Source organism: Amycolatopsis rifamycinica (genome assembly GCF_000695625.1).
In the GTDB taxonomy this organism is placed as follows: Bacteria; Actinomycetota; Actinomycetes; order Mycobacteriales; family Pseudonocardiaceae; genus Amycolatopsis; species Amycolatopsis rifamycinica.
Genome location: NZ_JMQI01000002.1, coordinates 100,145 through 125,158 on the forward strand (window position 1 = coordinate 100,145; position 25,014 = coordinate 125,158).

The following is a 25,014-nucleotide window of genomic DNA, read 5'->3' on the forward strand; positions in this document are numbered from 1 at the left end:
GACGACCTGCTCGGCCTGGGCGGCGGCGGCAACAAGGTCCGCAAGCTCGAATGGACCGTCGGTGACGCGGTCGCCGCCGGGGCGGACACCTGGTGACCACTGGTGCGCCCCAGAGCAACCACGCCCGCCTCACCGCGGCCGCCGCGGCGAAGACCGGACTGTCCGCAGTCCTGGTCTTCCCGGGCGGCCCCGAGGAATCCACCTCCGGCAACCTCGTCCTCGACGGCCTCTTCGGCGCCCGGGTCGCGTGGGCCGGTGACGTCGACGCGGACGGATTGGCCGCCACCGCCCGGGAGATCGCCGCATCGCTGCCGGCAGCCGCACTGATCCCGTCCGGCCCGACGGGGGTCAGTGGTAGCTCCGCGCACCACGAGGTTCGCCTGCGACGGCGGTGGTCTGCTCCAGCACGCGGTCGAGGCGGATCGGGAGGATCCGCTGGCGAGTGCCGGTGGCGTGCCACACGGCGTTGGCGATCGCCGCCGCGGTGCCTGCTGTGCCGATCTCGCCGAGGCCGTTGAACCCCGATGGGTCCTGGGGCTCGTAGTCCGGCACGAAGCCGGCCTCGATGTCGGGGACGTCGGCGTGCGCGGCGATGTGGTAGCCCGCCCAGTCGCCGTTCGCCAGCCGGCCGGTGCGGGGGTCTCGCACGCTCTCTTCGTGCAGGGCCATGGACAGCCCCATGATCATCCCGCCGACGACCTGGCTGCGGGCCAGCAGCGGGTTGATCACGCGGCCGACGGCGAACATGCCGAGCAGCCGGCGGACCCGTACCTCGCCGGTGGCCGGGTCGACGGTGACCTCCGCGAAGACGGCGCTGTAGGTCTGCCGTTCCCGGTCCGGCTGGAAGTCGATCATCGTGGTGGTGTCCACTGTCGCGGTCATCGGCCGAACCGGATCGTGCAGGTTCTCACGGAGTTTCTTGGCGGCCTCGGTGATGGCGAAGGACCAGGACGTCGTGCCGCGGGAACCGCCCGCGCCCCACGCCATGCCAAGGTCGCTGTCGCCGATCCGGATGCGGATCCGCTCGGTGCCGGCCCCCAGCGCGTCGGCGGCGACCGCGGTCAGCGCGGTCCGGGCGCCGGTACCGATGTCACTCGCCCCGATCGACACCGTGAAACTCCCGTCCGGCTCCGCGGTGATCGAGGCCTTCGACGGGAACACCCCGGCGCTGAACGACGTGGTGGCCATGCCGCTGCCGATCAGCAGCGGGCCGTCCCACCGGGAGCGGGGGCGCCGGTCGCGCGCCGCCCAGCCGAACCGTCGTGCGCCCTCCCGCATGCAGGAGACCAGGCGGCGGGTGCTGAAGGGCTTTCCCGAGGCGGGCGTGACCGTGGGTTGGTTGCGCAGGCGCAGATCCAGGGGGTCCACGTCCAGCCGCTCGGCGACCTCGTCGATCGCCGACTCCAGGGCGAACGAGCCGGGCGTCGCGCCGGGGCCGCGCATCGAGGCGGGCGGCAGGACGTCGAGCGGCACGGCGGTGAGCCGGGTGCGGATCGCCGGCGCCGAGTACAGGATCTTGGCCTGCTCGGTGCAGGCCTCGATGTACTCCGAAAGCGGCGAGAGGGCGTAGGCCGCCCGGTGGTGAATGGCCCGCAGGCGGCCGTCGGCGTCCGCGCCGACGGTCATCACCTGGTCCGTTCGAGGCCGTGACGAGGTCGTCTCGAAGACCTGCGCCCGGGTCATGGTGATCCGCACCGGGCGTCCGAACCGCCGGCTGGCCATCGAGGCGAGCACCACCTGCGGGCCGCAGGCGCCTTTGCCGCCGAAACCCCCGCCCACATGCTCGGAACGAACGTGCACCTGCTCCCGGTCGATGGACCACAACGCGGCGAGGACCTCGGACACGCTGAACGCTCCTTGGTTGGAGTCCACGGCGTACAGGTGGTCGGAGTCCCACCACACGGTCGCGGCGTGCGGCTCCATCGCGCAGTGGCTCTCCTCCGGAGTGCGGTAGCGCTCCTCGAGCACGACCGCGGACGCCGCCAGTTCGGCCTTCAGGTCGCCGATGTCCGCCTCCGGGCCGAAGGCGGTCGACGCCGGCCGCGCGGCCGGGTGCTCAAGGGTGAAGTCGAGGTCGTGCGGCTCGCCGTCACAGGTGACCCGCATCGCCGATGCGGCCGCTCTGGCCTGCTCGGGTGTTTCGGCCACGACCAGCGCGAGCGGCCAGCCCGCGTAGGGAATCACGTCGTCCTGCAAGAGCCGGAGGCTGCCGTCCGGGCCGAAGTAGTTGCCGGCCTTGGGGTTGAGCCGGGGTGCGTTGCGGTGGTCGAGTACTCCGAGCACACCCGGCATGGCGAGCGCGGTCGAGGCGTCGATGTCGCGGATCCGGCCTCGCGAGAGGGGAGCAGTCATCATCCAGCCGTGGGCCAAGTCCGGCACCGGGATGTCCGCGGCGTAGTGGGCGGCGCCGGTGACCTTGAACCGGCCCTCGATCCGGGGGCGTGGGGTGCCGACGGCATCCGCGTTCATCGATCCATCTCCGTTTCAGCGAGTTCACCGAGCACGGCCTCGATCAGGTTCCGTGCCAAGGTCACCTTGTACCCGTTGTCGCGCAAGGGATTTGCGTCGCTCAGCGCCTCCTCGGCGCAGGTCCGAAGCCGATTGGCGGTGGGCTGGGTGCCGCGGAGCAGGGCCTCGGCGGAGCCGGCCCGCCAGGGGCGCGACGCCACACCGCCCAGCGCGATACGCACGTCGCGCACCACGCCGTCGCGGATGTCGACCGCAGCGGCGACGGAGACGGTGGCGAAGGCGTAGGACGCGCGCTCACGGACCTTCCGGTACCGCGACCGCAGCCCCGCCGCGGACCCCGGCAGGACGACGGCGGTGATCAGCGCGCCGGGCGGCATGGCGGTTTCGCGGTCCGGCCGGTCACCGACCGGCCGGTAGAACCGTGACAGGGGGATCTCACCGGGGCCGTCGAGCGTCTCGTAGCACACGACCGCGTCCAACGCGGCGAGCGCCACCGCCATGTCCGAGGGGTGGGTCGCCACGCAGTGCTCGGAGTGGCCGAGCACTGCGTGGTTGTGGTGCACTCCCTCGATCGCGGCGCAGCCGCTGCCGGGCATCCGTTTGTTGCACGGCTGGGTGAGATCGGCGAAGTAACCACACCGGGTCCGCTGCACCAGGTTGCCGCCCACCGTGGCCATGTTCCGCAGCTGGCCGGACGCGCCCGCCAGGACGGCCTGGGTCAGCGCCGGGAACCGGCGGCGCACCTCGGGATGCGCGGCCGTGTCACTGTTCGTCGTGGTCGCACCGATGACCAAGCCGCCGTCCGGTGCGTCGCGGACACCGTCGAGCGGCAGCCGCCGGACGTCCACCAGCCGGGTGGGCTCCTCGACTCCGCACTTCATCAGGTCGACGAGGTTCGTGCCCCCACCCAGGTACCGGGCGCCGGCATCGCCGGCGACGGCGGTGAGCGCGTCGCGGACCTGTGCCGCACGTTGGTAAGCGAACTCCCTCACAGCGCACCGCCCTCGCGTGCCGCGGTCTCGAGCACCGCGCGCACGATCGGCGGGTACGCCCCGCAGCGGCACAGGTTGCCGCTCATCCGCTCGCGCACCTCGGCCTCGTCCAGTTCCGGCGCGGGGTCCGGTGCGTCGCCGGCGGTGACGGCGCTGGGCCAGCCCGCGGCGTGTTCGGCGAGCATCCCGACCGCCGAGCAGAGCTGCCCGGGCGTGCAGAAGCCGCACTGGAAGCCGTCCAAGCGCACGAACGCCTCCTGGATCGGCCGCAGCTCGCCCTCGGTGGCCAGTCCTTCGACGGTCGTGACCGAAGTGTTGTCGGCGGCGACCGCGAGGGTGAGGCAGGAGACCACCCGGCGGCCGTCGCACAGCACCGTGCAGGCGCCGCACTGCCCCTGGTCGCACCCTTTCTTGGGTCCGGTGAGGCCGAGGTCCTCCCGTAACGCGTCGAGCAGCGTCCGGCGGTTGTCCACGGATAGCCGGTGGGTCGTTTCGTTGACTCGCAGCGATATCTCGCTGCGGGTGTGCTGGGTCATCAGCGTCCTCGTTCCGGGGTCAGGACCCGCTCGACCGTCGTTGCTTGTCGGTCACGAGCCGACCGTGAACGGTTTCAGGTGTCTCTGTCCGGGGAGGCTATGCGAGTCGCCGCGGCGAAAACTCGTCCGCAACGCAAGTGGGCAGGATGGGGCAAGAAGTCGCGAGTTCTGATCAACCGTCGCGAGAGGCGCCGGTTCGGACGTTCGCGCCCAGGCGGACCGCGTCCCGGCGTGGCGGGTGACCGAACTGCCTGCGGTAGTCGCGGCTGAACTGGGCGGGGCTCTCGTAGCCGACCTGACGGCTGATCCCGGCGATGTCGCCGGGATGCGCGGCGAGCAGCAGTCTGGCGTGCTGCAGGCGGATTTGCTTCTGGTATTGGATGGGGCTCATCGAGGTGACGGCCTGGAAATTGCGGTGGAACGCGGAAACGCTCATGCCTGCCCGCTGCGCCACCTCCTCGACGCGGAAGGGCAGCGCGTAGTGGTCACGGATCCACTGGACGGCCCTGGCGATGTGGCTGAGACTGCTGTCGGGCAGGCCGAATTGGCGCAGGATGCTGCTCTGCTCACCGGTCAGCAACCGCCAGATGATTTCCCGCTTGATCAGGGGCGCGAGCATCGGGATGTCGCGGGGCGAGTCGAGCAGCCGCAGGAGGCGAACAACGGCATCGAGCAGTTCGGCGGAGGCGGCGCTGACGGCCAGGCCGGCCGGCGCGCCGGGGTCGAGTTCCGGCAGGTCCCCGGGATCCGCAGCCAGCAGCACTTCGGCGACGGCGGCCGGCGGCAGGTCCAGACCGAAGCCGAGCGCGGGTTCCCTCGGGTCGGCTCGGATGAACTGCGCGGTCACCGGCAGATCAACCGAGGCGACGACGTACTGGCCAGCGTGGTACTCGTACAGGCGGTCGCCCAGCGCGAACCGTTTGGTGCCTTGGGCGACGAGTGCCAGCACCTGGCCGTAGGTGGTCGGCGTCGGCGGGCTGGGTCGATCGGCGCGGAAGATGCGCACGGCATCGATGTCCGTGCTCAGATCGGGCCGGGCATGCCGGGCCAGCAAGGCACGCAACTCGTCGAGCGACATGGCGATCATTGAAGCACTGATCAGCTCGGAGCCCCCGAATCCGGGAGCAGCAGAGGCGGGTTCAGTGGAGACGGACTGAATCCCGCAGGCCTATCACGACCACGATCTTTCCCGACCATGCGGTTCCCGTCGTCACAGCTTGGCGAGTCGCTTCGCGGCCGGGCTGCCGGGAAGGTGCGTTAGAGCAGCATTGTTCGCTCGTCCGAGCCGGAGACGGCGAGCGCGTGCCTGGTCAGTTCCAGCTCACCGACCTTGGATGATGTCGACGACCAGTCCGGGTAGCGCGCGCGGACGGCGGGATCGAAGCTGTGGGGTCGGTGCCGGGGTTCTCGAGTCGCCGGAGCGCGGATGCGTATGCCGGTGATATGGAGCCTGATCAGCGTCGGCAAGTGTGGATAGACCCGTCCGGTGGCCAGCTCTTGTTGCGGTCATGGGTTGACCGGTGGTTCCCGGTGCAGGATCTGGATCCGCGGACGCTCGACAACCACGAGAGTTACCTGCGGTGTCATGTCCTTGCGCGGTTCGGTGCGACGCCGTTGGAGAAGATCACGGCGTTGGATGTCGATGCGTGGGTGGCGCTGGTGGAGCGCCGGAGATCGCGCAGGCCCGCCGACTGGGTCATCACCTGCCGAACCGGGTGGTGGAGGTGTATTCGCACGTGGCGCCGGAGGTGGAGACGCGGTTGCTGGCTGATCTGCAGCGTCGCTGGCAGAAGGCGACGCGTCGTCTGTATCCGATGGGGCCGCGGCGGACGCCAGCAGCGGAAAGCCGGCCGCGGACGGGCACGCCAGTCAAACGAGGTCGAGTAGGTGCGAGTGTCCCTCTCGCCGCTGGCGGGAGGGACAGCGTCAGCGATACCGGCCGAGAGCGGCGCCGACAGGGCGCCAGAGGCCCGGCGGGCAGGAGCATGGTGCTCCAGAAATGCCCCAGCAGGGTCACCGGTGCGCCGGCCGCAGTGGATCACCCAAGCTCGGCCCCGGGGGCGAAAAAACCCCTTCGACCAGCCGCAAAGACCTGATCGAAGGGGTTCTGTAAGAGAGTGGAGCTAAGGGGACTCGAACCCCTGACCCCCTCACTGCCAGTGAGGTGCGCTACCAGCTGCGCCATAGCCCCGAGGCGAAGGTGAACTCCGCATCTCGTATGCCCATACAGTACACCCGCCTCAGACCCCGTCCGCACGGGGGTACCCACAAGACGTCGGAGCGCCCTACAAGCCGCTGACCAGCACATTCACACCTTATTTTTAGTCCTGTATTGACGCCCCGCTGTGGCCGCCGTTACATTTTGCGCGGTTGTGACGCCGAGGTCCCCGCCCGTTACGCCGCGTCTTCAAGACCGGGCACACCTCTCGATGACGCCGCTTGTGCGGCAGAGGAGGCTTCGATGACGAGACGGCGGGTGATGACGCTGCTCGCGGCAGCGTCGGTCCTGGTCGGAAGCATGACAGCGACGGCGGCGGACGCCGCCGTTACCCCGGACGGGTGGTACACCGTCGCGGCCGTGAACAGCGGGAAGTGCGTTGACGCCCGGGCGGCCGGGACCGCCGATGGGACCGTTGTCCAGCAGTACGCCTGCAACCAGACCGCCTCGCAGCAGTGGCAGTTCCAGTCCACCGAGGACGGCTACTTCCGGGTCAACGCCCGGTCCAACCCGGCCGCCGCCTGGGACGTCAAGGATGTCTCCGCCGCCGATGGGGGCCTGCTGCAGCTCTGGACCTACGGAGGCGGGGCCAACCAGCAGTGGCAGGCCGTCGACGAGGGGAACGGCCGGTACCACTTCGTCAGCCGCAACAGCGGGAAGTGCCTCGACGTCCCCGGTGCTTCCACCAGCGATGTCCAGCTGCAGCAGTACACCTGCAACGGCACCGCCGCCCAGTCCTTCATGCTGACCCCCGCGAACACGAGCCAGCCCGACTTCGGGCCGAACGTCGTGATCTTCGACCCGTCCATGCCGAGCTCGACCATCCAGAGCCGGCTCAACAGCATCTTCTCCCAGCAGGAACGCAACCAGTTCGGCAGCCAGCGCTACGCCGTGATGTTCAAGCCCGGCACTTACGCCAACGACGTCAACGTCGGCTTCTACACGCAGGTGCTGGGCCTCGGCCTGAGCCCCGACGCCGTGAACATCAACGGCGCCGTGCACGTCGAGGCCGACTGGTTCCCGCCGCAAAACGCCACCCAGAACTTCTGGCGCGGCGCCGAGAACCTGTCCGTGACCCCGAACGGAGGGGCCGACCGCTGGGCCGTCAGCCAGGCCGCGCCCTACCGGCGCATGCACGTCCGCGGTGACCTGCAGCTCGACGACGGTGGCTGGGCCAGCGGCGGCTGGATCTCCGACACGAAGATCGACGGCCAGGTCCGCTCCGGCTCGCAGCAGCAGTGGATCTCCCGCAACTCGCAGTTCGGCAGCTGGAACGGCTCGAACTGGAACATGGTCTTCGCCGGCGTCCAGGGCGCGCCCGCCAACTCCTTCCCGACGCCGCCCTACACCACGGTCGCCCAGACGCCGGTCGTGCGCGAGAAGCCGTTCCTCTACGTCGACGGCGCCGGCAAGTACCAGGTCTTCGTCCCCGGCCTCAAGACCAACGCGTCCGGCACGAGCTGGGCGAACGGCGCCGCGCCGGGCACCTCGATCTCGATCGACCAGTTTTACATCGCCAAGCCCGGCGCCACCGCCGCCGACCTGAACGCCGCGCTCGCCGCCGGCAAAAACCTGTTGGTCACGCCGGGTGTCTACCACCTGAACCAGACGCTGCGCGTCACCCGTCCGGACACCGTCGTGCTCGGCCTCGGCATCGCCACGCTCGTCCCGGACAACGGGATCACCGCGATGACCGTCGACGACGTCGACGGCGTCAAGGTCGCCGGCCTGCTGATCGACGCCGGCACGACCAACTCGAACACGCTCATGCAGGTCGGCCCGGCCGGCTCGGCCGCGAACCACGCGGCGAACCCGACGTCGCTGCACGACGTCTTCTTCCGGATCGGCGGCGCCGCCGTCGGCAAGGCGACGACCAGCCTGGTCGTCAACAGCGGCAACGTGATCGGCGACCACATGTGGATCTGGCGCGCCGACCACGCCGAGCGCAACGAGTACGTCGGCTGGACCACCAACACCGCCGACACCGGGCTGGTCGTCAACGGCAACGACGTCACCATGTACGGCCTCTTCGTCGAGCACTACCAGAAGACGCAGGTGGTCTGGAACGGCAACGGCGGCCGCACCTACTTCTTCCAGAACGAGATGCCCTACGACGTGCCGGACCAGGCGAGCTGGATGAACGGCTCGACGCCGGGCTTCTCCGCCTACAAGGTCGGCCCGAACGTCACCAGCCACGAGGCGTGGGGCCTGGGCAGCTACTGCTTCTTCAGCACCAACCCGTCGGTCGCCAGCGCGCACGCGTACGAGGCGCCGAACACGCCGGGTGTCCGGTTCCACGACATGGTGACCGTGTCGCTCAACTACCAGGGCACCATCACGCATGTGATCAACAACACCGGTCCGGCGACGCCGACCGGGACCAAGGCCGTCAACCTGGTGAGTTACCCCTGAGCACCGGCGTGCGCCGTGGTGGCGGCCGCGGCGCACGCCGGTCCTTTGTAGATACACCCGAACGGGGTGTTCCGGGAGCCGGACGGGGGTAGTCGTCGCGATACTGGGGTCTCCAAAAGCTGGGGTCCCCATCGATCCGGGAGCGGCAGATGACCTCCTTCGCAGCGTTCACCGTCGTCGACCCCCGCCGGGCCTGGCCGATCGCCGCCGTCCGCGGCGTGTTCGCCGTGCTCTTCGGGCTCTTCGCCCTGATCTGGCCCGGCGCCACCGTGCTCGTCCTGGCGATCCTGTACGGCGTGTACGCGATCATCGACGGCATCGGCGGCCTGATGCAGGCGTTCCGTCCAGGTGACACCGCCCACCGGGTGGCCTACGGCGTCCTCGGCGCGCTCGGCATCGTCGCCGGGATCCTCGTCCTCGTCTGGCCGGGCATCACGGTCCTGCTGCTGGCCCTGCTGGTCGGCTTCTGGGCGATCATCACCGGCATCGCCGAGATCGCCGCGGCGATCCGGCTGCGCAAGCAGATCCGCGGCGAGGCGTTCCTCGTCGCGGCCGGCGCGATCTCCGTGCTCGCGGGCGTCCTCATCGTGATCAACCCGATCGCGGGCGCGTACGGCATCGCGTTGCTCGTCGGGATCTACGCGCTGCTGTACGGGATCGTGCTGCTCGTTCTGGCGTTCCGCCTCCGCAAGCTCGCCGCCTGAGTAGCGTGCGGGGGTGTCGACCCGCGAACTGGTGGTGCTGGGCACCGCGAGCCAGGTGCCCACGCGCCACCGCAACCAGAACGGCTACCTCCTGCGCTGGGACGGCGAGGGCATCCTCTTCGACCCCGGCGAAGGCACCCAGCGCCAGATGCTGCGCGCGGGCGTGGCCGCCACGGACATCACGCGGATCTGCGTCACCCACTTCCACGGCGACCACAGCCTCGGCCTGCCCGGGGTGATCCAGCGGCTGTCGCTGGACAAGGTCGCCCACCCGGTCCACGCCCACTTCCCGGCGTCCGGCGCGCACTACTTCGCGCGCATGCGGCACGCCACGGCCTTCTACGAGCAGGCCGACCTGCGGGAACACCCGATCGCCGAGGACGGCCCGATCGCGACCGGGAAGATCGCCCTCGAGGCGAGGCGGCTGAGCCACCCCGTCGAGGCGTTCGGCTACCGGCTGACCGAGCCCGACGGCCGCACCATGCTCCCGGAAAAACTGCGGGAACGCGGGATCACCGGCCCGGACGTCGGCCGGCTGCAGCGGGAGGGGCGGCTGGGGACCACGAAACTCGAAGACGTCAGCACACCGCGGCCCGGCCAGCGGTTCGCGTTCGTGATGGACACCCGCCTCTGCGACGCGGTCTACGCCCTCAGCGAAAACGCCGACACGCTCGTGATCGAAGCGACGTTCCTCGCCGAGGACACCTCCCTGGCGGAGGACTTCGGCCACCTGACCGCGCGGCAGGCCGCGCGCGTCGCCGCCGAGTGCGGCGTCCGGCAGCTCGTCCTGACCCACTTCTCGCAGCGCTACGCCGATCCGGAGCGCTTCGCGGCGGAGGCGCGGGCCGAGTTCGACGGCGAGATCGTCGTGGCCTCGGACCTGGAGCGGGTCCAGGTGCCGAAACGGCGTACTTTCCCAACGGCGTAAGAAGCGCCGTAGGCTGCATCTCGTGAGCCAGCCGATCCTGATGACCGTCGACGACGATCCCGCCGTGTCCCGCTCGGTCGCCCGTGACCTGCGCCGGCGCTACGGGAAGGACTACCGCGTCATCCGCGCCGACTCCGGCCCGGACGCCCTCGACGCGCTGCGCGAGATCAAGCTGCGCGGCGACGCCGTCGCGGCGATCCTCGCCGACTACCGGATGCCGCAGATGGACGGGATCGCCTTCCTCGAGAAGGCGATGGACCTGTTCCCGCACGCCCGCCGCGCCCTGCTGACCGCCTACGCCGACACCGACGCCGCGATCCAGGCGATCAACGTCGTCGACGTCGACCACTACCTGCTCAAGCCGTGGGACCCGCCGGAGGAGAAGCTCTACCCGGTCATCGACGCCCTGGTCGAGACCTGGAAAGCCGTCGGCGACAAGCCGGTCGAAGAGGTCAAGCTCATCGGCCACCGCTACAACTCGCCGTCGTTCCACCTGCGGGACTTCCTCGCGCGCAACGCCGTCCCGTACCGCTGGTACTCGGTCGAGGACGACGAAGGCTGCCGGATCCTGCAGGCCGCGGAGGCGACCGACAAGGACATCCCCGTGGTCGTCACCCCGGACGGCACCGTCCTCAAGAACCCGACCGGCGGCGAGATCGCCGACGCGGTCGGTTTGTCGACCCGGCCGGCGCAGGAGTTCTACGACCTCGTCGTGATCGGCGGCGGCCCGGCCGGCCTCGGCGCGGCGGTGTACGGCGCTTCCGAAGGCCTGCGCACGGTGCTCGTCGAGAAGAAGGCCACCGGCGGCCAGGCGGGCACGAGCTCGCGCATCGAGAACTACCTCGGCTTCCCCGACGGCGTCTCCGGCGCGCAGCTGACCGACCGGGCCCGGCGCCAGGCGCAGAAGTTCGGCGCCGAGGTGCTGACCGCGCGTGACGTCGTCGGCCTGGAGGCCCGCGGCTCGCAGCGGGTGATCACCTTCGGTGACGGCAGTGAGATCGCCGCGCACTCGGTGATCCTCGCCAGCGGCGTCACCTACCGCGCCCTCGAGGCCGGCGGCGTCGAAGAGCTCACCGGCCGCGGTGTCTACTACGGCTCGGCCGCGACCGAGGCGCCCGAGTGCAAGGGCGAGCACGTCTACATCGTCGGCGGCGCCAACTCCGCCGGGCAGGCCGCGGTGTTCTTCTCCCGGCACGCCAGCGACGTCACGATCCTGGTGCGCGGCGAGTCGCTGGAGGCGTCGATGTCGCACTACCTGATCGAGCAGATCGCCGGCATCGAGAACATCCACGTCCGCACGCGGACCACGGTCAAGCAGGTGCACGGCAGCGACCACCTCGAGCGGATCACGCTGTGCGAGAACGGCGTCACCGAGACGGTCGAGAGCGGGCACCTGTTCATCTTCATCGGCGCCGCCCCGCGCACCGACTGGCTCGGCGACGCCATCCACCGCGACGAGCACGGCTTCGTGTGCACCGGCCCGGACCTGCTGAGCGCCGGGCAGCGGCCGGCGGGCTGGCCGCTCGACCGTGATCCGCACTACCTCGAGTCGTCGATCCCGGGCGTGTTCGTGGCCGGTGACGTGCGGTCGCAGTCGGTCAAGCGGGTGGCGTCCGCGGTGGGCGAGGGCGCGATGGCCGTGACGCTGGTACACCGGTACCTGGAGGAACAATGAGCGCACTGCCGCGGGAAGAGCTTCGCGGGCTCTTCCTGTTCGAACACCTTTCCGAAGACCAGCTCGACTGGATCGCCGCCAACGCCGTGCTCGAGGAGTACCCGGCCGGCTCCACCGTCATCAGCGAGGGCGGCGAGGCGACCTGCTTCTACGTCCTGCTCAACGGCGCGATCCGGATGACGCGGCTGGTCAGCGGCACGGAGGTGGAGACCAACCGGTCCGACCAGCGCGGAGCGTACTTCGGCGCGACGCAGTTCTTCGTGCACCAGGACAGCGAGCACATCTACAACGCCACGGTGCGCGCGCTGTCCGACGTCACGTTCCTGACGCTGCCGTCGAAGGAGTTCTCCTTCGAGTTCCGCCGGTGGTTCCCGATGGCGACGCACCTGCTGGAGGGCATGTACCTCGGCTGGCGCAACAGCGACACGGTGATCGGTTCGCGCCGCCGTCTGCTGGCCCTCGGCGAGCTCTCGGCCGGCCTGACGCACGAGCTGAACAACCCCGCCGCCGCCGCCGTCCGGGCGACGGCCGCCCTGCGCGAACGCGTAGCCGGCATGCGCCACAAGCTCGCCTTCCTGGCCAAGAAGGACATCGACCCCGAGCTGCTCTACCAGCTCATCGACGTCCAGGAACGCCTGGTCAAGCAGGTCGCGCAGGCGGAGAAGCTGACGGCGATGCAGCAGGCCGACCGTGAGGACGAGATCGGCGACTGGTTCGACGACCGCGGCATCGACGGCGGCTGGGACCTCGCCGACATCTACGTCCGCGCCGGGCTGACCACGGCCGACCTGGACCACGTCCTCGAGCAGGTCGGCGACACCTTCATCGACGGTGCCGTCCGCTGGCTCGCCTACGCGCTGGAAACCGAGATGCTGATGGGCGAGATCGAGGACTCCACCACGCGGATCTCCGCGCTGGTCGGCAAGGCCAAGCAGTACTCGCAGATGGACCGGGCGCCGCACCAGTGGGTCGACGTCCACGACGGCCTCGACTCCACGCTGGTGATGCTGTCCGGCAAGATCGGCGACGGCGTCCGCGTCGTCAAGGAGTACGACCGCAGCCTGCCGAAGATCCCCGCGTACCCGGCCGAGCTGAACCAGGTCTGGACGAACGTCATCGACAACGCCCTCGGCGCGATGGCCGGCGAAGGCACGCTGACGCTGCGCACGTGGGGTGAGAACGACCAGGTCCGCGTCGAGGTCGGTGACACCGGCCCCGGGATCCCCGCGGACATCAAGCCGCGGATCTTCGAGCCGTTCTTCACGACCAAGCCGGTCGGCGAGGGCACCGGGCTGGGCCTGGACATCTCGTGGAAGATCGTCGTCGAACGGCACCAGGGCGACCTGCGCGTCGAATCGGAGCCCGGGAACACCCGGTTCGAGATCTGCCTGCCGACGGTCGAGCAGGCCTCGCTCTGATGGCTTCCGTCCCGACGGTCACGACCGAACTCGGGGCGCTGGTCGGGCTGGCGGGTGACGGCGTCCGCGTCTGGCGCGGGATCCCGTACGCCCGCCCGCCGGTCGGCGAGCTGCGGTGGAAGGCCCCGCGGCCGCCGTCGCTGTCGGGCGGGGTGCACGTGGCGACCGAGTACGGGCCGCACGCGATGCAGTCGCCGGATCCGATGAATCCGTCCGCGGTGTGTGACGAGGATTGCCTGTACCTCAACGTCTGCACTCCCGAAGGACCCGCGCCGGCGGGCGGGTGGCCGGTGCTGTTCTGGCTGCACGGCGGCGGGTACCGCGTCGGCCACGGCGAGCAGCTGGGCGACGGCGAGGAGTTCGCGCGGGCCGGGATCGTCGTGGTCACCATCAACTACCGGCTCGGCTCGCTCGGCTTCCTGCACCTCGGCGGGATCTTCGGCGAGTCCGAAGCGGACGCCGGTGTCTGCGGGTTCCTCGACCAGGTCGAGGCCCTGAAGTGGGTACGCCGCAACATCGCCGCGTTCGGCGGGGATCCGGCGCGGATCACGCTCTACGGCGTGTCGGCGGGGGCCAAGAGCGTCGGCAACCTGATGGGCAGCCCGCTCGGTGCGGGGCTGTTCGCGCAGGCGATCAGCAGTTCCGGCGGCGCGGACCACGTGGCGACGCCGGAGGCCGGGACGGCGCTGGCGCGGCGGCTGCTGGACGAGGTCGGCTGCCGGGACATCGCGGCTCTGCGCTCGTTGCCCGCCAAGGAGTTCGTCGAAGCGCAGGAACGGATCCTGAGCGGGTTCCAGGCGCTGTGGCTCTGGCGCCCGACCCTGCACCCGCGCGTGCTGCCGGAGGTGCCGATCGAGCCGATCCGGCGGGGCAGCGCGGCCGGGATCCCGCTGCTGGTCGGCTGCAACAGCAACGAGGGCAGCACGTACGCGATGATGCTCGGCGAAGAGATCGCGACGGCTCCGGCGTCCGAGGTGCTGACGGACATCCTGGGTGAGGAAGGCGCTTCGCACCTGCTCGAGACATACCTGCGCCGGGTTCCCGATTTGAAGGCCGCGCGAATCGCCGCCATGGGCGACGAGCGGTACGGCATCCCGACGCAGCGGCTCGCCGACGCGCAGTCCGCGCACGCTCCCGTCTACCGCTACCGGATCGACATCGCCGCGCCCGGGGTGCCCGAGCAGCTCGACGGCGGCCACGGCACCGAGACGACGATGGCGTGGAAGACGCCGCTGCCGCTGTTCGCGGAGGCGACGCAGGTGAACCCGAAGCGCGAGCGGGCGGCGGTGCTGATCCACCGCGCCTGGGTGCGGTTCATCCGGGACGGCGTCGCGGACGCCGACGGTCCCGACTGGCCGCCGTACGGCCCCGAACTGCGGCCGGTGCTGGTCTTCCGGGAGGACACCGATCTGGTGCTCGACCCGCGGGCCGACGAGCGGAAAGCCTGGGGCGACACGGAATGGGCGTCCGGCACCTGGTTCCCGGTGCCCTGAACCCGTTCGTCACCCGCTGTTTCATTCCGCAGTCCGCACGGCTCGCGGCCGATTCCGGTCGTACCCTTGTGAGTGATGATGTTCGAACGCGCGTTCGAGTACCGTTTTCGATGTCGGGTTCATCGAGGAGGGTTCATGAACGGGTACCGAGATTCGGCAGGGTCAACGTCATCGCGGCTGTGGTCAACCAGCTCAGGAGGTCCGGCAGGGGAATGCGGGAAAGGCGTTCCGGCCATTCCTGCGCCACGGTGTGCAGCACGAGCTCTTCGTGCCGCGGCTCCACCTTCGTCAGTTTCAGGCCGGGCGGGAGTTCCGGCAGGGGAAGCACGATGGGGCGGAAGCGGCGGGGTGGCCGCAGCTGCCGCTGTCCGATGTGGAGGGTCTGGGGCACGAGCACGATGCCGTCGTCCGCCACCTGCGGGCGGAGGGTCAGGTGGCCCCAGTGCGGCCGCTTGGCCCAGTGGATCCGCAGCAAGCCGCCGTCGGCCGGGTTCGCGACGATCCCGGGACGGGCTTTCGCCACCCGTTCGCGCAGCACGTCGGCCGAGACGGCGATCGCCAGCTGCACCCGCGCGGGTGTGGCGGCCGGCGTGGGCAGCGAGCGGAGGCGGACGTCTTCGGCGAGCACGGTGACGCGGCGCAGCGGGACGCTTTCGGGCGCACTCTCTCCGGCGTCGGGCTCCGGCCAATCGACGTCCTCGGCGACGATCCGGACGTCGCCGAGGCGTCCGGTGGCCAGCCGAAGGCTGTCGGCCGGGTAGTCGAGCTCGGCGAGGGTGAAGCCGACCTCGCGGTCGCCCACCTTCGCGGTCAGTCGGCGCCCGACGAGCTGTTCGGTGACGGTGCGGGCCAAGGCGGCCGGCGTGACCGGGACGTTCGGCAGCAGCGAACGCCCGGCCGCGGCCAGCCCGGCCAGCTCGGGCCACGGCGACCAGCCGTCGAACCACCTGCCGTCGCTCATCCGTCCAGTGTCGCCCACGGACACCAGCGGCGGCGACGGCGGGTGGTTCCCGGCTCCGGGAGCGGATCGCTCCCGGTCACCGGCCCGCGAAGCGGGCGATGAGGCCGGTGATGACCAGCCAGAACACCGCGGCCAGGCCGAAGTCGAGGATCACGGCCAGGCTGGGGCTGTCGACCGGGAACAGACCGGGCCAGAACAACGCGAGAGGAACCGCCAGTGACTTGATGAACTGGAAGAAGGCGTTGCCGGCGTTCGCACCGGCGAGCACCATGATCATGTAGAGAACTTCGATCCCCGCGAAGATCGCGCCGATCGCCGTGATGACCCGCACGGCCGTGTTCCGTCTGGTGGTGGTTCGCCAAGGAGACATGCCGCGAAAATTCCCGGATCGGGTGACCGATCAAACGCTCCAAGCCCGAGATTGCGCCGTTCGGCCGCTATTGTTGCTCTCCGCCTCCACCTCACCACCTCCGGTGAGCAACCAAGCACGGCCGGGCCGGACAATCTCACGTGTGTCGTCCGCCTGGATACGCGTGTCATCCGTCCAGGTACGTGTGTCGTCCGAAGTTTTGACCCGGCCTGTGACCGGCCCGGTCACCCTGGTGGCCGACTTGATCCGCCGCGACTTCACCACATCGGCACCGGGACTGCGCATGGTCGGGACATCACCTGCCTGCCACCTTCGAGGGGGTGGCTCTCTGGCCACCGTCGTCGACCTGCACCCGTGAGGTCGTCGGGTATGCCATGGCCGAGCACATGCGCACCGACCTGGTCTACGACCCGATCGACCTTCCGACTACCCGGGGCCTCATCCAGCCCGAGGCGGTGTTCCACTCCGATCGCGGCGTCCAATCAGGACGTGCTCACCCGGCTGCGCTACTACAACCACAGAAGGCTGCACTCCACGATCGGCCAGAACACATCAGTCGAAGCCCGAAGCAACTACCCTGGGCTCACGCCGCCTGGAAATCCCGCGCCGCCTCACCGGGGCAACTCGACGTGTCGTCCGTCCAGGTACGCGCGTACATCTCGGCATTCACCGCCCCGCCTTATCCGATCGGGCGCGCAGCCTCGCCGAGCAGCCGGGCGATGGCCCAGTCCTGCACGGCGAGCCCGACGGACTTGAACACGGTTCGCCCGCTCACCACCGGCGGCGTCCGCAAGGCCGGACCCAGCTCGATCAGCTCACCACGATCGAGGACCCCGGCCTCGATGGCGTGGATCACCTCGCCCGCCTCCTCGAGGGCGGCGCCGGCCTGATCCACCACCACGCAATCGGCGGTGGCGAGCAACTCCGCCGGCAGTTCCCGCATGGACGGCCGATACGACCCGATCGCGTTGACGTGAACGCGTTCCGGCAAGTCATCGACAGCGAAGAGAGGAGCACTGGACGAAGTAGCACAACAGACGATCTCCGCATCGGACACCGCGTCCGGCGCGCTCGAAGCCACCCGCACCACCATCGCCGGGAACTCCGCGCGCAACCGCTTTGCCATCGCCGAAGCGCGCGAGCGGTCACGGCCGAACACCGTCACGGCACGCACCGGCCGCACTGCCGCCACGCCACGCACCTGGTCGGCGGCCTGGGCTCCGGTGCCGAGCAACGCCAGCCGGGTCGCCGAGGGTGGGGCGAGCAGGTCCGTGGCGACGCCGGACACCGCGCCGGTGCGCAGGGTTGTGACTTCGACCGCGTCCGCGACCACCTGACCGGCGGCGGTGTTCCACACCAGCGTGCCCAGGATCATCGGCGTCCGGCCGGGGGCCAGGTTGAGCGTCTTCACCACGGTCGTCGACGACGGGGTGTGGCAGGCGGTCATCACGAGCGTCGTGGCTCCGGCGAAGGACAACCGTTGCGGGACCACGAAACGGCCGGCGGCGAGGTCGAGGAACGCCTCGCGCACCGCTTCGACCGCGGCCGGCATCGGCACGGCCCTCCGGACAGCGTCGGCGTCGAGCATGGCGGCCCCTCCGGCGTCGGATCTGCCGCTAGCCTGGCGGGATGTCCGAGGCTACGCAAGATCCCGTCGAGGAGCAGCGGTTCTTCCGCGACGACTGGTACGGGGAGGAGATCACCGGGCGGCACTACGTGCGGTGCGAGTTCCACGAGGCCGACTTCTCGGAGGCGGTCACCCGGAACTCGGTCTTCACCGACTGCGTGTTCGGCAACGTGCGCTTCAACGCGTCGCGGCACACGGACTCGGCGTTCACCGGCTGCGCCTTCAAGCGGTGCAACTTCTTCGACGCCGAGTTCACCGGGTGCAAGCTCGTCGGCGCCACGTTCACCGAGTGCGAGCTGCGGCCCCTGCGGGTCACCGGCGGGGACTGGTCGTTCGCCGGACTGGCGGGCGCCGACCTGCGGACGGTCACCTTCCAGGGGGTCCGGATGCGGGAAGCCGACCTCACCGGGGCGGACTGCGGCGGCGCGGTGTTCGCCGACGTCGACCTGTCCGGGGCGATGCTGCACGCCGTCAAGCTGCCCAAGGCCGAGCTGCGGGGCAGTGACCTGTCGGCGCTCGACCCGCTGAACGCCGAGCTGGCCGGCGCGATCGTGTCACCCGAACAGGCTGCGGTGCTCGTCACGTCGCTGGGGCTGCGGGTTCGGGCGTAGGCTCGTCGCGACCGGGAAGGGGAGTGCCGCATGGGAGTCGTGACACCGGGTTTCCAGGGCCGGGCGCGCAGCGGCAACCCGCGCCTGCCACCCGGGCAGTACCTGGCCGAGGACTTCCCGGTGCTGTCGGCGGGGCCGACCCCGCGCGTGCGCACCGAGACGTGGGAGTTCACCGTCACCACCGAGACGGGTGAGAAGCACACGTGGAGCTGGGCCGAGCTGATGGCTCTGCCGAGCGAGAAGCCCACAGTGGACATCCACTGCGTTACGCAGTGGTCCAAACTGGACACCCGCTGGCGCGGCGTCTCGATCGACACGCTGGTCGGCGGCCTCGACACCGAGGCCGACTACGTCATGGTGCACGCCTACGGCGGGTACACGACGAACCTGCCGCTGGCCGACCTGCTCGACGGCCAGGCCTGGATCGCCTACGAGTACGGCGGCAAGCCGCTAACCCCCGAGCACGGCGGTCCGGCGCGGCTGCTCGTGCCGCACCTGTACTTCTGGAAGTCCGCGAAGTGGGTGCGCGGGCTGGAGCTGAAGACCCGGGACGAGCCGGGCTTCTGGGAGAACGCCGGCTACCACGACTACGGGGATCCATGGCGCGAACAGCGGTATCAGGGCGACTAGCCTGGCGGGTCGCCCGCTTGGCCGAATTCCGCGACGAGACGCCGACGGCGCGCACGCTCGTCTTCGACCTGCCCGGCTGGCCGGGACACCTGGCGGGCCAGCACGTCGACGTCCGGCTGACGGCCGCGGACGGCTACCGCGCGCAGCGCAGCTATTCCCTCGCGGCGCCGTCGGACGGCGACCGGGTGGAGCTGACGGTGCAGCGCGTCGCCGACGGCGAGGTGTCCGAGCACCTCACCGGCCCGTACGCGATCGGCGACCCGGTCGAGATCCGCGGCCCGATCGGCGGCTGGTTCGCCTGGCGCCCCACGGACCCGTCCCCGGTCCTCTTGATCGCGGGCGGCTCGGGCATCGTGCCCCTGATGGCGATGATCCGCGCCCGCCGCGCGGCGGGCGTCCGCACGCCGTTCAAGCTGATCTATTCGCTGCGCACGCCCGCCGAGCTGTACTACGCGGACGAGCTGCGCACGCCGGTGGCGGGCATGGACGTGACGTACGTGTACACGCGCGAGCTGCCCGAAGGCCGCCCGGGAATACCCCGCCGCATCGACGTGGCCACGATCAACACGGCCGGCTGGCCGGCGGAGTTCGGCGCGTCGTGCTTCGTCTGCGGCCCGACGGGCTTCGTGGAGACGGTCGCGGACATCCTGGTCGCCCTGGGCCACGACCCGCACCGCATCCGCACCGAACGCTTCGGCCCCAGCCGCGACTGACCGGCCGTGCCGCCGCCGGGCCTCGCCCGTGGCCGGTGCGGCCGTGCCAGGGGCTGAGGTGTGGCCGGTGGCGGGGGCGGCCGTGCCAGTCCGAGGCGTCGCCCGCAGCGGTGCGGCCAGGATCGAGGCTGGGCGTCGCCCGTGGCGGTGCGGTTGCGTCGGGGCGCCCCGGTGCCAAGACAGCGCCTGCGGTAATGGGGTCGGGCGTGCCGGCAGGCCCCGCGATCCGGCGCCCGGCCCGACGGACGCGCGGGCCCTGCCGAGCTCTACGGCGGCATCGATCCGCAGGAATCCCAGCGGCCGCCACGACGGCGCGACGGCCACGTGGCCGCCACGACGCGCGGCACCCCCGTTCACCGCCTGCGACGGCGGCCGCCGGCTAGGTGCTGCCGGCTAGGTGCTGCCGGCCAGGTGGCATCGGCCAGGTGCCTCCGGCCAGGTGCCTCCGGCCAGGTGGCATTGGCTAGGTCGCGTCCGGGCGGGCCAGCAGCTCGCGCAGCGTCGCCAGCAGCTCGCGCCGGTCCGCCGCGCCGAGCTTGCCGCGGATGCGGGCCATGTGGTGCTCCACCGTCTTGCCCGAGATGAACAGCTTGCTGCCCGCCTGCTTGTACGTCAGCCCCTCCACGACCAGCCTTGCCACCTCCAGCTCGCGCTCGCTCAACGCCGCCAGGCCGGTGCCCGCCGCCGCCGGTTCGGACGTGGTTCCCGGTTCGCGGCGGGCCGCCGTGCCCTGGAACTGGCGGGCCGCCTCCAGGAGCTGGACCATGGCCTTGCGGTCCGAAGTGCGGATTGCCGCCTGGCCGGCCAAGCGGGCCGCGTCCCAGCGCAGGCCCAGGTCGTGCAGCTCCGCCGCGGCCGCGGAAATCGCGTCCGGGTCGAAGGTTCCGCCCAGGACCGCCAGCCAGCCCTGGGCCGCCGTGGCCAGGGCGCGGGGGTGGCGGCCGCAGTGGGCGTGGGTGGTCAACGTGGCCAGGTGGGCCTTGACCGCGTCCGCGTCCTCCAGGGTGATGGCCGCGTGCAGTTCGTGCCAGACCAGGGAGACCGTCCACAGTGGAGGCTCGCCGAGCCGGGCCAGCAGGCCGTGGGCGCGCTCGAACTGGCCCGACAGCTTGGCGAAGGCGCCGGTGCGGGCCGCGGCGATCGCCAGCTCGCCCAGGGGCAGCAACGTGAACAGGTCCGTCTGCTGCCGCATCGAGGCCTGGTACGCGCGGTTCCACGACCGCTGCAGCCCGACCAGGTCGCTGGCCCGGCGCGCCAGGCCGAGCTCCAGGGTCGCGAAGAACAGCTCGTCCCGCGCTTCCAGCGGCCGGCCCGCGACGGCGTCGCGGTGCTCGGCGGCCGTCGCCAGGTCGCCCGCCGTCATCGCCACCCAGCCCAGCAGGAGCCGGTGCCGCGCGTCCAGCAGTTCGCCGCCGGTTCCGCCGTCCAGCGCCCGGGTGAGCACGGACTCCGCCAGCGCCAGCTCGCCCGTGTGCAGGGCGACGAGCGCGGCCAGCGCCGCCGGGCTGTCCGGCAGCAGCGTCCCGCCCAGCGCCGGCTCCAGCATCGTGGCCGCGCCGAGCAGTGTCGACAACGTCTCCGTCGCGCAGCCGGACACCGAATCGACGATGCCGCGGGCCATCCGGGTGGCCGCGCCGGCGAACAGCGTCGGGGCGACACCCGGGCTGGGGGAGTCGAGGAGACGCCGGGCGCCCTCGATGTCCCCGGTGCCCACCAGCGCCGTCGCCGAGAACGCGTCGGCGCGGCCCGCCCAGAGGTACAGCTCGGCGCTGCGGGCCAGCTCGCCGCGGTGGGCCAGCACGGTCGCCGCGATTTCCGCGCCCGCCGCGCGGGTTTCCGCGTCGGCGGCGCCGAGCATCCCGTCGCCGAGCCGCAGCGCCGTGTCGAGGTCGCCGGACAACGCCGCCGCGCGCGCCCAGCCCGCCGTGACGGCCGGCGAGCGGTCGCCCGCCTCGGCGGCGGCTTCGAACAACCGCGTCGCCAGGCGCGCGTCCGAAGGCAGCGCTTCCCCGGCCGCCGCGGCGAACGCGGCCGCCGCGGAAGCGCCGGAGGTGCCCGTGCCGAGCAGGGACCGGGCCAGGTCGAGCACCGGGAGGCCGTTCGCCAGCTGCAGCTCGACCAGCCGCTGCACCGTCGTCAGCCGGCGCGCGGGCGGCCCGAAGTCGCGCACGGCCGCCGCGGCCAGTGGCAGCAGCGTGTCGTCGGGGGCCAGCAGGCCGGTCGCCCGGGCACCCTCGACGATGGCCGGCAGCTGGTCGGGACTCCGGTCGAGCAGCGCGCACAGCAGGTCGAGGTTGCGCCCGGCGCCGGCTTCGGCCGCGATCAGGTAGCGGAGGACGTCGTCGTCGAGCTCGTCGAGCTCGGGCCGGAACTCCTCCAGCCGCCCGAGCAGCGCGCGTTCGGCCAGCCGCGGCCCCCCGCCGCTGCGGGCGTGCAGCTCGGCCGCGGCCGCCGGGTCGGCGGGCGCGCCCGTCGCCGCGGCCATCAGCCGGGCCACGTCGCCGACGCCGAGCGGGCCGAGCTGCAGCAGCGTCCAGCCGGGCGCCACCGCGGCCGGCCGGTGCGCGACGACGATCGGGCCGTCCGCGCCGGCGAGCAGGTCCTCGAGCTGGTCCGGGCCGAGGCGGTCGGCGTCGTCGACCAGCACGGCGTCGACGCCGGCCGCGCGGTAGCAGCGGTCGAGCGCGGCGAGCAGCACGCTCTTGCCGTAGCCGCCGGGGGCGACGATCGCCAGCCGCAGCGGGGCGGCCGGGTCGGCGGCGACGCGGTCGAGCAGCTGCCGCGCCGCCGGGTGCACGAGGACGGCGTGCGGCGGGGGAACCTGCGTGAGCAGTGTGTTCAACAGTGACCTTCACCGGAGGGGGCGCAGTGGCTCGGGGCGGGGGAGGGGGGAACGGGCGAGCCGGCGGTGGCTTCGCGGGCGGTGACGGTGATCACGACGGCCGAGACGGCCGCGGCGAGCACCAGGACCGCGGCGGCGAGGGGACGCCGGCGGCGGAACAGGTTCAACGGGCCGGTGCGCTCGGGCAGCTCGAACGGCGTGATCTCGACCGGCGGCCGGGGCGGCCGCTCGCCGAGCTCACCGAGCGTGTCCACCTTGGGGAGCAGGGTGGTCTCGACGGCGGGGGGTTCCTGCGGCGTCCCCCGGTGGTCGGCGCGCAGCGCCGCGAGGGCGGCCGCGCCGAGCGCGGCGGTCGCCGGCGGAACCGGTCCCGCGAACATCGGGCACGGCGGCCGGACCGGCAGCGCGTGCGGGGGGACGTCGCCGGAGAACACCACGCCGGCGAGTCCCTTGGGGGACGCCGAGGCCGCTCCGGCGAGGGCGAACAGCGTGCTCAGCGCGGCCGCCGGGGCCACGCCTTCGGCGCTCTGGCCGGGCTGCCAGCCACTGGCGCCGCTCGCCGTCGCCAGCGTCACGGTCACGCCGTCGGTGCCGAACTCGCACACCCCGGCGACCTGGGCGCCGGGGCCGGGGACGGGCAGGTGCGCGCCGAGCGCGGCGACCGAGCCCGGGACCAGCGTCACCGCGGTGAACCCGGCGTCGGCCAGTGCCCGGCGCAGCACGTCACGGCGGTAGCCGCCCCAGTCGCCGGGGTGGGTCAGCACGAGGTGGTGCGGGGGGCCGCCGAACAGGCTCGCGGCGTGCTCGGCGATCCCTTCGACGAGCACGGTGGTGAGCGTCTCGGGCGGGAACGGCTCGCCTTCGACCATCATCGGCACGTCGTCGCCGATGCGCCGGTGGAAGCCGGTGAGCAGCCGCGACGGCACCCGGGCGCCCGCCTGGGCGGCGGCGTCCCCGGTGAGCAGGTACCCCTCGTCGTCGAGGAACAGCGCGGACGCCGCGGCGGGGGAGCGTTCGCCCAGCCAGAGGGGTTCGGGCTCGCTCCAGCCGTGACCCTGTCGGCGGCAGGCCGCGGCGTGGGTCCGGCCCTGGGCGACATCGATCCCGAGGACGTAGGGCAACGGCGCTTTCCTCCTCACCTCGCGCGGCCGATCGGGGGCACGAAATTCCCCCTAGGGTTCGGGGCATCCTCACCCAAACGGGTTAGTCAGGCAAGGGTCTGGAGGGATTTAACCCAACTGAACGCGTCTCCGCTGAGCCCCTAACTCCCTAACGATGACATATCGATCCCCTATCGGCTGACCGGACTGCGACTCGGAGTGATCCCCGATGTGCGCTGGGGGACGGTCTCCCTACCTTGATCACGAAAGCAGCGGTCCCCGCGGTCGCTGCTGTCCCCGAACCACCGGACCAGAGGAAATCCCCATGGACTCCGTGCAGACGTTGCACGACTTCGCCCTGAACCTGCTCAACGACCCGACCGCCCTGGCGGCCTTCGGCACGGACCCGCAGGGCTGCCTCGCCGCCGCGGGTCTCGGCGACGTCAGCGCCGCCGACGTGCACGAGGTCATCCCGCTGGTGCTCGACTACGTGCCGGTCGACAGCCTCCCGGCCGTGGGCGGCCTCCCCGCCGTCGGCGACCTGACCTCGGTCGGCACCGACGCATCCGGCATCCAGGGCGCGATCGACCAGCTCACCGCCCTCACCGCGGGCCTCGGCCTGCCGGCCGTTTCGGACCTCCCGGGTGTCGGCGACCTGGGCACCGGTGAGCTGCCGGGCGTCGGCGGCCTCGGCCTGCCGGGCCTCGGCGGGCTCGGCCACTCCGTGAGCACCGTCACCGACGTCACCAACAACGTCGCGAGCGTGACCGCGCTCGCCGGCGACGCCACCAGCTCCCTCGGCCTGGGCGGCGACCTGGCCCAGAGCATCGACGCGGGTGCGCTCGGCAACCTGGGCAGCGCCGTCACCGGCGCCGTCGAGAGCGGCAACGTGGTCGGCCAGGCCGACCAGGTCGTCACCGGCGTCACGGGCCACGTCGTTTCGCCGGTGCACACCGGCGACCTGACCGGGGCCGTCACCGGCGCCGTGACCGGCGCGACCGACGTCACCAGCCACATCGGCGACTTCACCGGCACGCTGAAGAACGTGGGCGACCTCGACGTCAAGCACGTCGGCGGCGACGTGACCAGCGCGGTCCAGCACAGCATCGGCGACATCACCCACAACACCGTCACCACGGTGACCGGGGCGGCCGGGATCGACCACAACGTGGTCGGCGAGATCGGCAGCAGCAACGGTGTCGACGCGGTGCACGACGTGGTGTCGGGCGTCACCGACAACCTCAGCCACAACGCGCTGGGCAACCTCCACGTCGGCGACCTCGGTCACAACGACATCCACATCGGGCACTGATCC

Annotated in this window: 20 protein-coding genes and 1 tRNA gene; 11 read left to right on the plus strand and 10 right to left on the minus strand. The window is 71.4% G+C overall.

From position 1 onward, the window contains the following. Positions 1 to 348: 348 nt before the first annotated feature. The 4 genes from DV20_RS01350 to DV20_RS01365 all read right to left on the minus strand — a co-directional run bounded on the left by DV20_RS01350 (position 349) and on the right by DV20_RS01365 (position 5,075). Entirely contained in the window at positions 349 to 2,469 is a 2,121-nt protein-coding gene (locus DV20_RS01350) for a xanthine dehydrogenase family protein molybdopterin-binding subunit (protein WP_043775540.1), read from the minus strand. Continuing rightward, complete coding sequence (locus DV20_RS01355; RefSeq protein WP_043775541.1) at positions 2,466 to 3,461, minus strand: FAD binding domain-containing protein; 996 nt, start codon at positions 3,459 to 3,461, stop codon at positions 2,466 to 2,468. Before DV20_RS01355 ends, DV20_RS01350 begins: the two co-directional genes overlap by 4 nt. Next, positions 3,458 to 3,997 (minus strand): (2Fe-2S)-binding protein, encoded by a 540-nt coding sequence (locus tag DV20_RS01360; RefSeq protein ID WP_043775542.1) that lies wholly within the window; start codon positions 3,995 to 3,997, stop codon positions 3,458 to 3,460. Before DV20_RS01360 ends, DV20_RS01355 begins: the two co-directional genes overlap by 4 nt. Before the next feature lie 172 nt (positions 3,998 to 4,169). Beyond that, on the minus strand, positions 4,170 to 5,075 hold the full coding sequence (locus tag DV20_RS01365; RefSeq protein ID WP_043775694.1) for an AraC family transcriptional regulator: 906 nt from the start codon (positions 5,073 to 5,075) through the stop codon (positions 4,170 to 4,172). Positions 5,076 to 5,440: 365 nt separating this feature from the next. On the opposite strand from DV20_RS01365, the gene DV20_RS47245 reads away from it, so the two are divergent. Further along, positions 5,441 to 5,884 (plus strand): tyrosine-type recombinase/integrase, encoded by a 444-nt coding sequence (locus tag DV20_RS47245; RefSeq protein ID WP_084093263.1) that lies wholly within the window; start codon positions 5,441 to 5,443, stop codon positions 5,882 to 5,884. A gap of 231 nt (positions 5,885 to 6,115) precedes the next feature. On the opposite strand, the gene DV20_RS01370 is transcribed toward DV20_RS47245, so the two are convergent. Next, positions 6,116 to 6,188 (minus strand) — tRNA-Ala (locus DV20_RS01370). Between the two features lie 270 nt (positions 6,189 to 6,458). On the opposite strand from DV20_RS01370, the gene DV20_RS01375 reads away from it, so the two are divergent. From DV20_RS01375 to DV20_RS01400, 6 genes are all read left to right on the plus strand, one after another. Beyond that, positions 6,459 to 8,627 (plus strand): RICIN domain-containing protein, encoded by a 2,169-nt coding sequence (locus DV20_RS01375; RefSeq protein ID WP_200876329.1) that lies wholly within the window; start codon positions 6,459 to 6,461, stop codon positions 8,625 to 8,627. A 149-nt stretch (positions 8,628 to 8,776) separates the two neighbouring features. Next, complete coding sequence (locus tag DV20_RS01380) at positions 8,777 to 9,331, plus strand: HdeD family acid-resistance protein (protein WP_043775547.1); 555 nt, start codon at positions 8,777 to 8,779, stop codon at positions 9,329 to 9,331. A 13-nt stretch (positions 9,332 to 9,344) separates the two neighbouring features. Next, positions 9,345 to 10,259 (plus strand): ribonuclease Z, encoded by a 915-nt coding sequence (locus DV20_RS01385; RefSeq protein ID WP_043775550.1) that lies wholly within the window; start codon positions 9,345 to 9,347, stop codon positions 10,257 to 10,259. A gap of 22 nt (positions 10,260 to 10,281) precedes the next feature. Then, positions 10,282 to 11,934: a response regulator gene (locus DV20_RS01390; protein ID WP_043775552.1), complete on the plus strand. Its 1,653-nt coding sequence runs from the start codon at positions 10,282 to 10,284 to the stop codon at positions 11,932 to 11,934. Beyond that, positions 11,931 to 13,352 (plus strand): ATP-binding protein, encoded by a 1,422-nt coding sequence (locus tag DV20_RS01395; RefSeq protein ID WP_043775555.1) that lies wholly within the window; start codon positions 11,931 to 11,933, stop codon positions 13,350 to 13,352. Before DV20_RS01390 ends, DV20_RS01395 begins: the two co-directional genes overlap by 4 nt. Next, positions 13,352 to 14,845 carry a carboxylesterase/lipase family protein gene (locus tag DV20_RS01400; protein WP_043775557.1) on the plus strand — a complete coding sequence of 498 codons (1,494 nt, stop codon included), beginning with the start codon at positions 13,352 to 13,354 and terminating at the stop codon, positions 14,843 to 14,845. The genes DV20_RS01395 and DV20_RS01400 overlap by 1 nt, the downstream gene beginning before the upstream one ends. Positions 14,846 to 14,978: 133 nt before the next feature. On the opposite strand, the gene DV20_RS01405 is transcribed toward DV20_RS01400, so the two are convergent. From DV20_RS01405 to DV20_RS01415, 3 genes are all read right to left on the minus strand, one after another. Then, complete coding sequence (locus DV20_RS01405) at positions 14,979 to 15,806, minus strand: hypothetical protein (RefSeq protein ID WP_043775560.1); 828 nt, start codon at positions 15,804 to 15,806, stop codon at positions 14,979 to 14,981. Between the two features lie 76 nt (positions 15,807 to 15,882). After that, the gene (locus tag DV20_RS01410) at positions 15,883 to 16,137 is read right to left on the minus strand and encodes a hypothetical protein (RefSeq protein WP_043775566.1); all 255 of its coding nucleotides are present in this window, start codon (positions 16,135 to 16,137) and stop codon (positions 15,883 to 15,885) included. A 718-nt stretch (positions 16,138 to 16,855) separates the two neighbouring features. Then, complete coding sequence (locus tag DV20_RS01415; RefSeq protein ID WP_043775569.1) at positions 16,856 to 17,764, minus strand: ornithine cyclodeaminase family protein; 909 nt, start codon at positions 17,762 to 17,764, stop codon at positions 16,856 to 16,858. Between the two features lie 41 nt (positions 17,765 to 17,805). On the opposite strand from DV20_RS01415, the gene DV20_RS01420 reads away from it, so the two are divergent. The 3 genes from DV20_RS01420 to DV20_RS01430 are packed head-to-tail and all read left to right on the plus strand — an operon-like array spanning position 17,806 to position 19,757. Then, a complete protein-coding gene (locus tag DV20_RS01420) occupies positions 17,806 to 18,414 on the plus strand; it encodes a pentapeptide repeat-containing protein (protein WP_043775571.1) in 609 nt (202 codons plus the stop codon). 30 nt (positions 18,415 to 18,444) lie between these two features. Continuing rightward, positions 18,445 to 19,044, plus strand: a complete 600-nt coding sequence (locus DV20_RS01425) for a sulfite oxidase-like oxidoreductase (RefSeq protein ID WP_043775574.1) — start codon at positions 18,445 to 18,447, stop codon at positions 19,042 to 19,044. Continuing rightward, complete coding sequence (locus tag DV20_RS01430; RefSeq protein WP_043775577.1) at positions 19,014 to 19,757, plus strand: ferredoxin reductase; 744 nt, start codon at positions 19,014 to 19,016, stop codon at positions 19,755 to 19,757. Before DV20_RS01425 ends, DV20_RS01430 begins: the two co-directional genes overlap by 31 nt. A 463-nt stretch (positions 19,758 to 20,220) precedes the next feature. On the opposite strand, the gene DV20_RS01435 is transcribed toward DV20_RS01430, so the two are convergent. Both DV20_RS01435 and DV20_RS01440 read right to left on the minus strand, forming a co-directional pair. Further along, positions 20,221 to 22,599 carry a helix-turn-helix transcriptional regulator gene (locus DV20_RS01435; RefSeq protein WP_043775580.1) on the minus strand — a complete coding sequence of 793 codons (2,379 nt, stop codon included), beginning with the start codon at positions 22,597 to 22,599 and terminating at the stop codon, positions 20,221 to 20,223. Beyond that, positions 22,596 to 23,720: an Hsp70 family protein gene (locus DV20_RS01440; protein ID WP_043775581.1), complete on the minus strand. Its 1,125-nt coding sequence runs from the start codon at positions 23,718 to 23,720 to the stop codon at positions 22,596 to 22,598. Before DV20_RS01440 ends, DV20_RS01435 begins: the two co-directional genes overlap by 4 nt. A 304-nt stretch (positions 23,721 to 24,024) precedes the next feature. Here DV20_RS01440 and DV20_RS01445 point away from each other — a divergent pair, with 304 nt between their 5' ends. After that, positions 24,025 to 25,011 carry an IniB N-terminal domain-containing protein gene (locus DV20_RS01445; protein WP_043775584.1) on the plus strand — a complete coding sequence of 329 codons (987 nt, stop codon included), beginning with the start codon at positions 24,025 to 24,027 and terminating at the stop codon, positions 25,009 to 25,011. The last annotated feature ends 3 nt before the right edge of the window (positions 25,012 to 25,014 follow it).

What these genes read in the sequence shown, in the direction of transcription:
- DV20_RS01350 (WP_043775540.1), bottom strand. Translation starts at nt 2,469, where the DNA reads ATGAACGCGGATGCCGTCGGCACCCCACGCCCCCGGATCGAGGGCCGG.
- DV20_RS01360 (WP_043775542.1), bottom strand. Translation starts at nt 3,997, where the DNA reads ATGACCCAGCACACCCGCAGCGAGATATCGCTGCGAGTCAACGAAACG.
- DV20_RS01365 (WP_043775694.1), bottom strand. Translation starts at nt 5,075, where the DNA reads ATGTCGCTCGACGAGTTGCGTGCCTTGCTGGCCCGGCATGCCCGGCCC.
- DV20_RS47245 (WP_084093263.1), top strand. Translation starts at nt 5,441, where the DNA reads ATGGAGCCTGATCAGCGTCGGCAAGTGTGGATAGACCCGTCCGGTGGC.
- DV20_RS01375 (WP_200876329.1), top strand. Translation starts at nt 6,459, where the DNA reads ATGACGAGACGGCGGGTGATGACGCTGCTCGCGGCAGCGTCGGTCCTG.
- DV20_RS01380 (WP_043775547.1), top strand. Translation starts at nt 8,777, where the DNA reads ATGACCTCCTTCGCAGCGTTCACCGTCGTCGACCCCCGCCGGGCCTGG.
- DV20_RS01395 (WP_043775555.1), top strand. Translation starts at nt 11,931, where the DNA reads ATGAGCGCACTGCCGCGGGAAGAGCTTCGCGGGCTCTTCCTGTTCGAA.
- DV20_RS01400 (WP_043775557.1), top strand. Translation starts at nt 13,352, where the DNA reads ATGGCTTCCGTCCCGACGGTCACGACCGAACTCGGGGCGCTGGTCGGG.
- DV20_RS01405 (WP_043775560.1), bottom strand. Translation starts at nt 15,806, where the DNA reads ATGAGCGACGGCAGGTGGTTCGACGGCTGGTCGCCGTGGCCCGAGCTG.
- DV20_RS01415 (WP_043775569.1), bottom strand. Translation starts at nt 17,764, where the DNA reads ATGCTCGACGCCGACGCTGTCCGGAGGGCCGTGCCGATGCCGGCCGCG.
- DV20_RS01420 (WP_043775571.1), top strand. Translation starts at nt 17,806, where the DNA reads ATGTCCGAGGCTACGCAAGATCCCGTCGAGGAGCAGCGGTTCTTCCGC.
- DV20_RS01425 (WP_043775574.1), top strand. Translation starts at nt 18,445, where the DNA reads ATGGGAGTCGTGACACCGGGTTTCCAGGGCCGGGCGCGCAGCGGCAAC.
- DV20_RS01430 (WP_043775577.1), top strand. Translation starts at nt 19,014, where the DNA reads ATGGCGCGAACAGCGGTATCAGGGCGACTAGCCTGGCGGGTCGCCCGC.
- DV20_RS01445 (WP_043775584.1), top strand. Translation starts at nt 24,025, where the DNA reads ATGGACTCCGTGCAGACGTTGCACGACTTCGCCCTGAACCTGCTCAAC.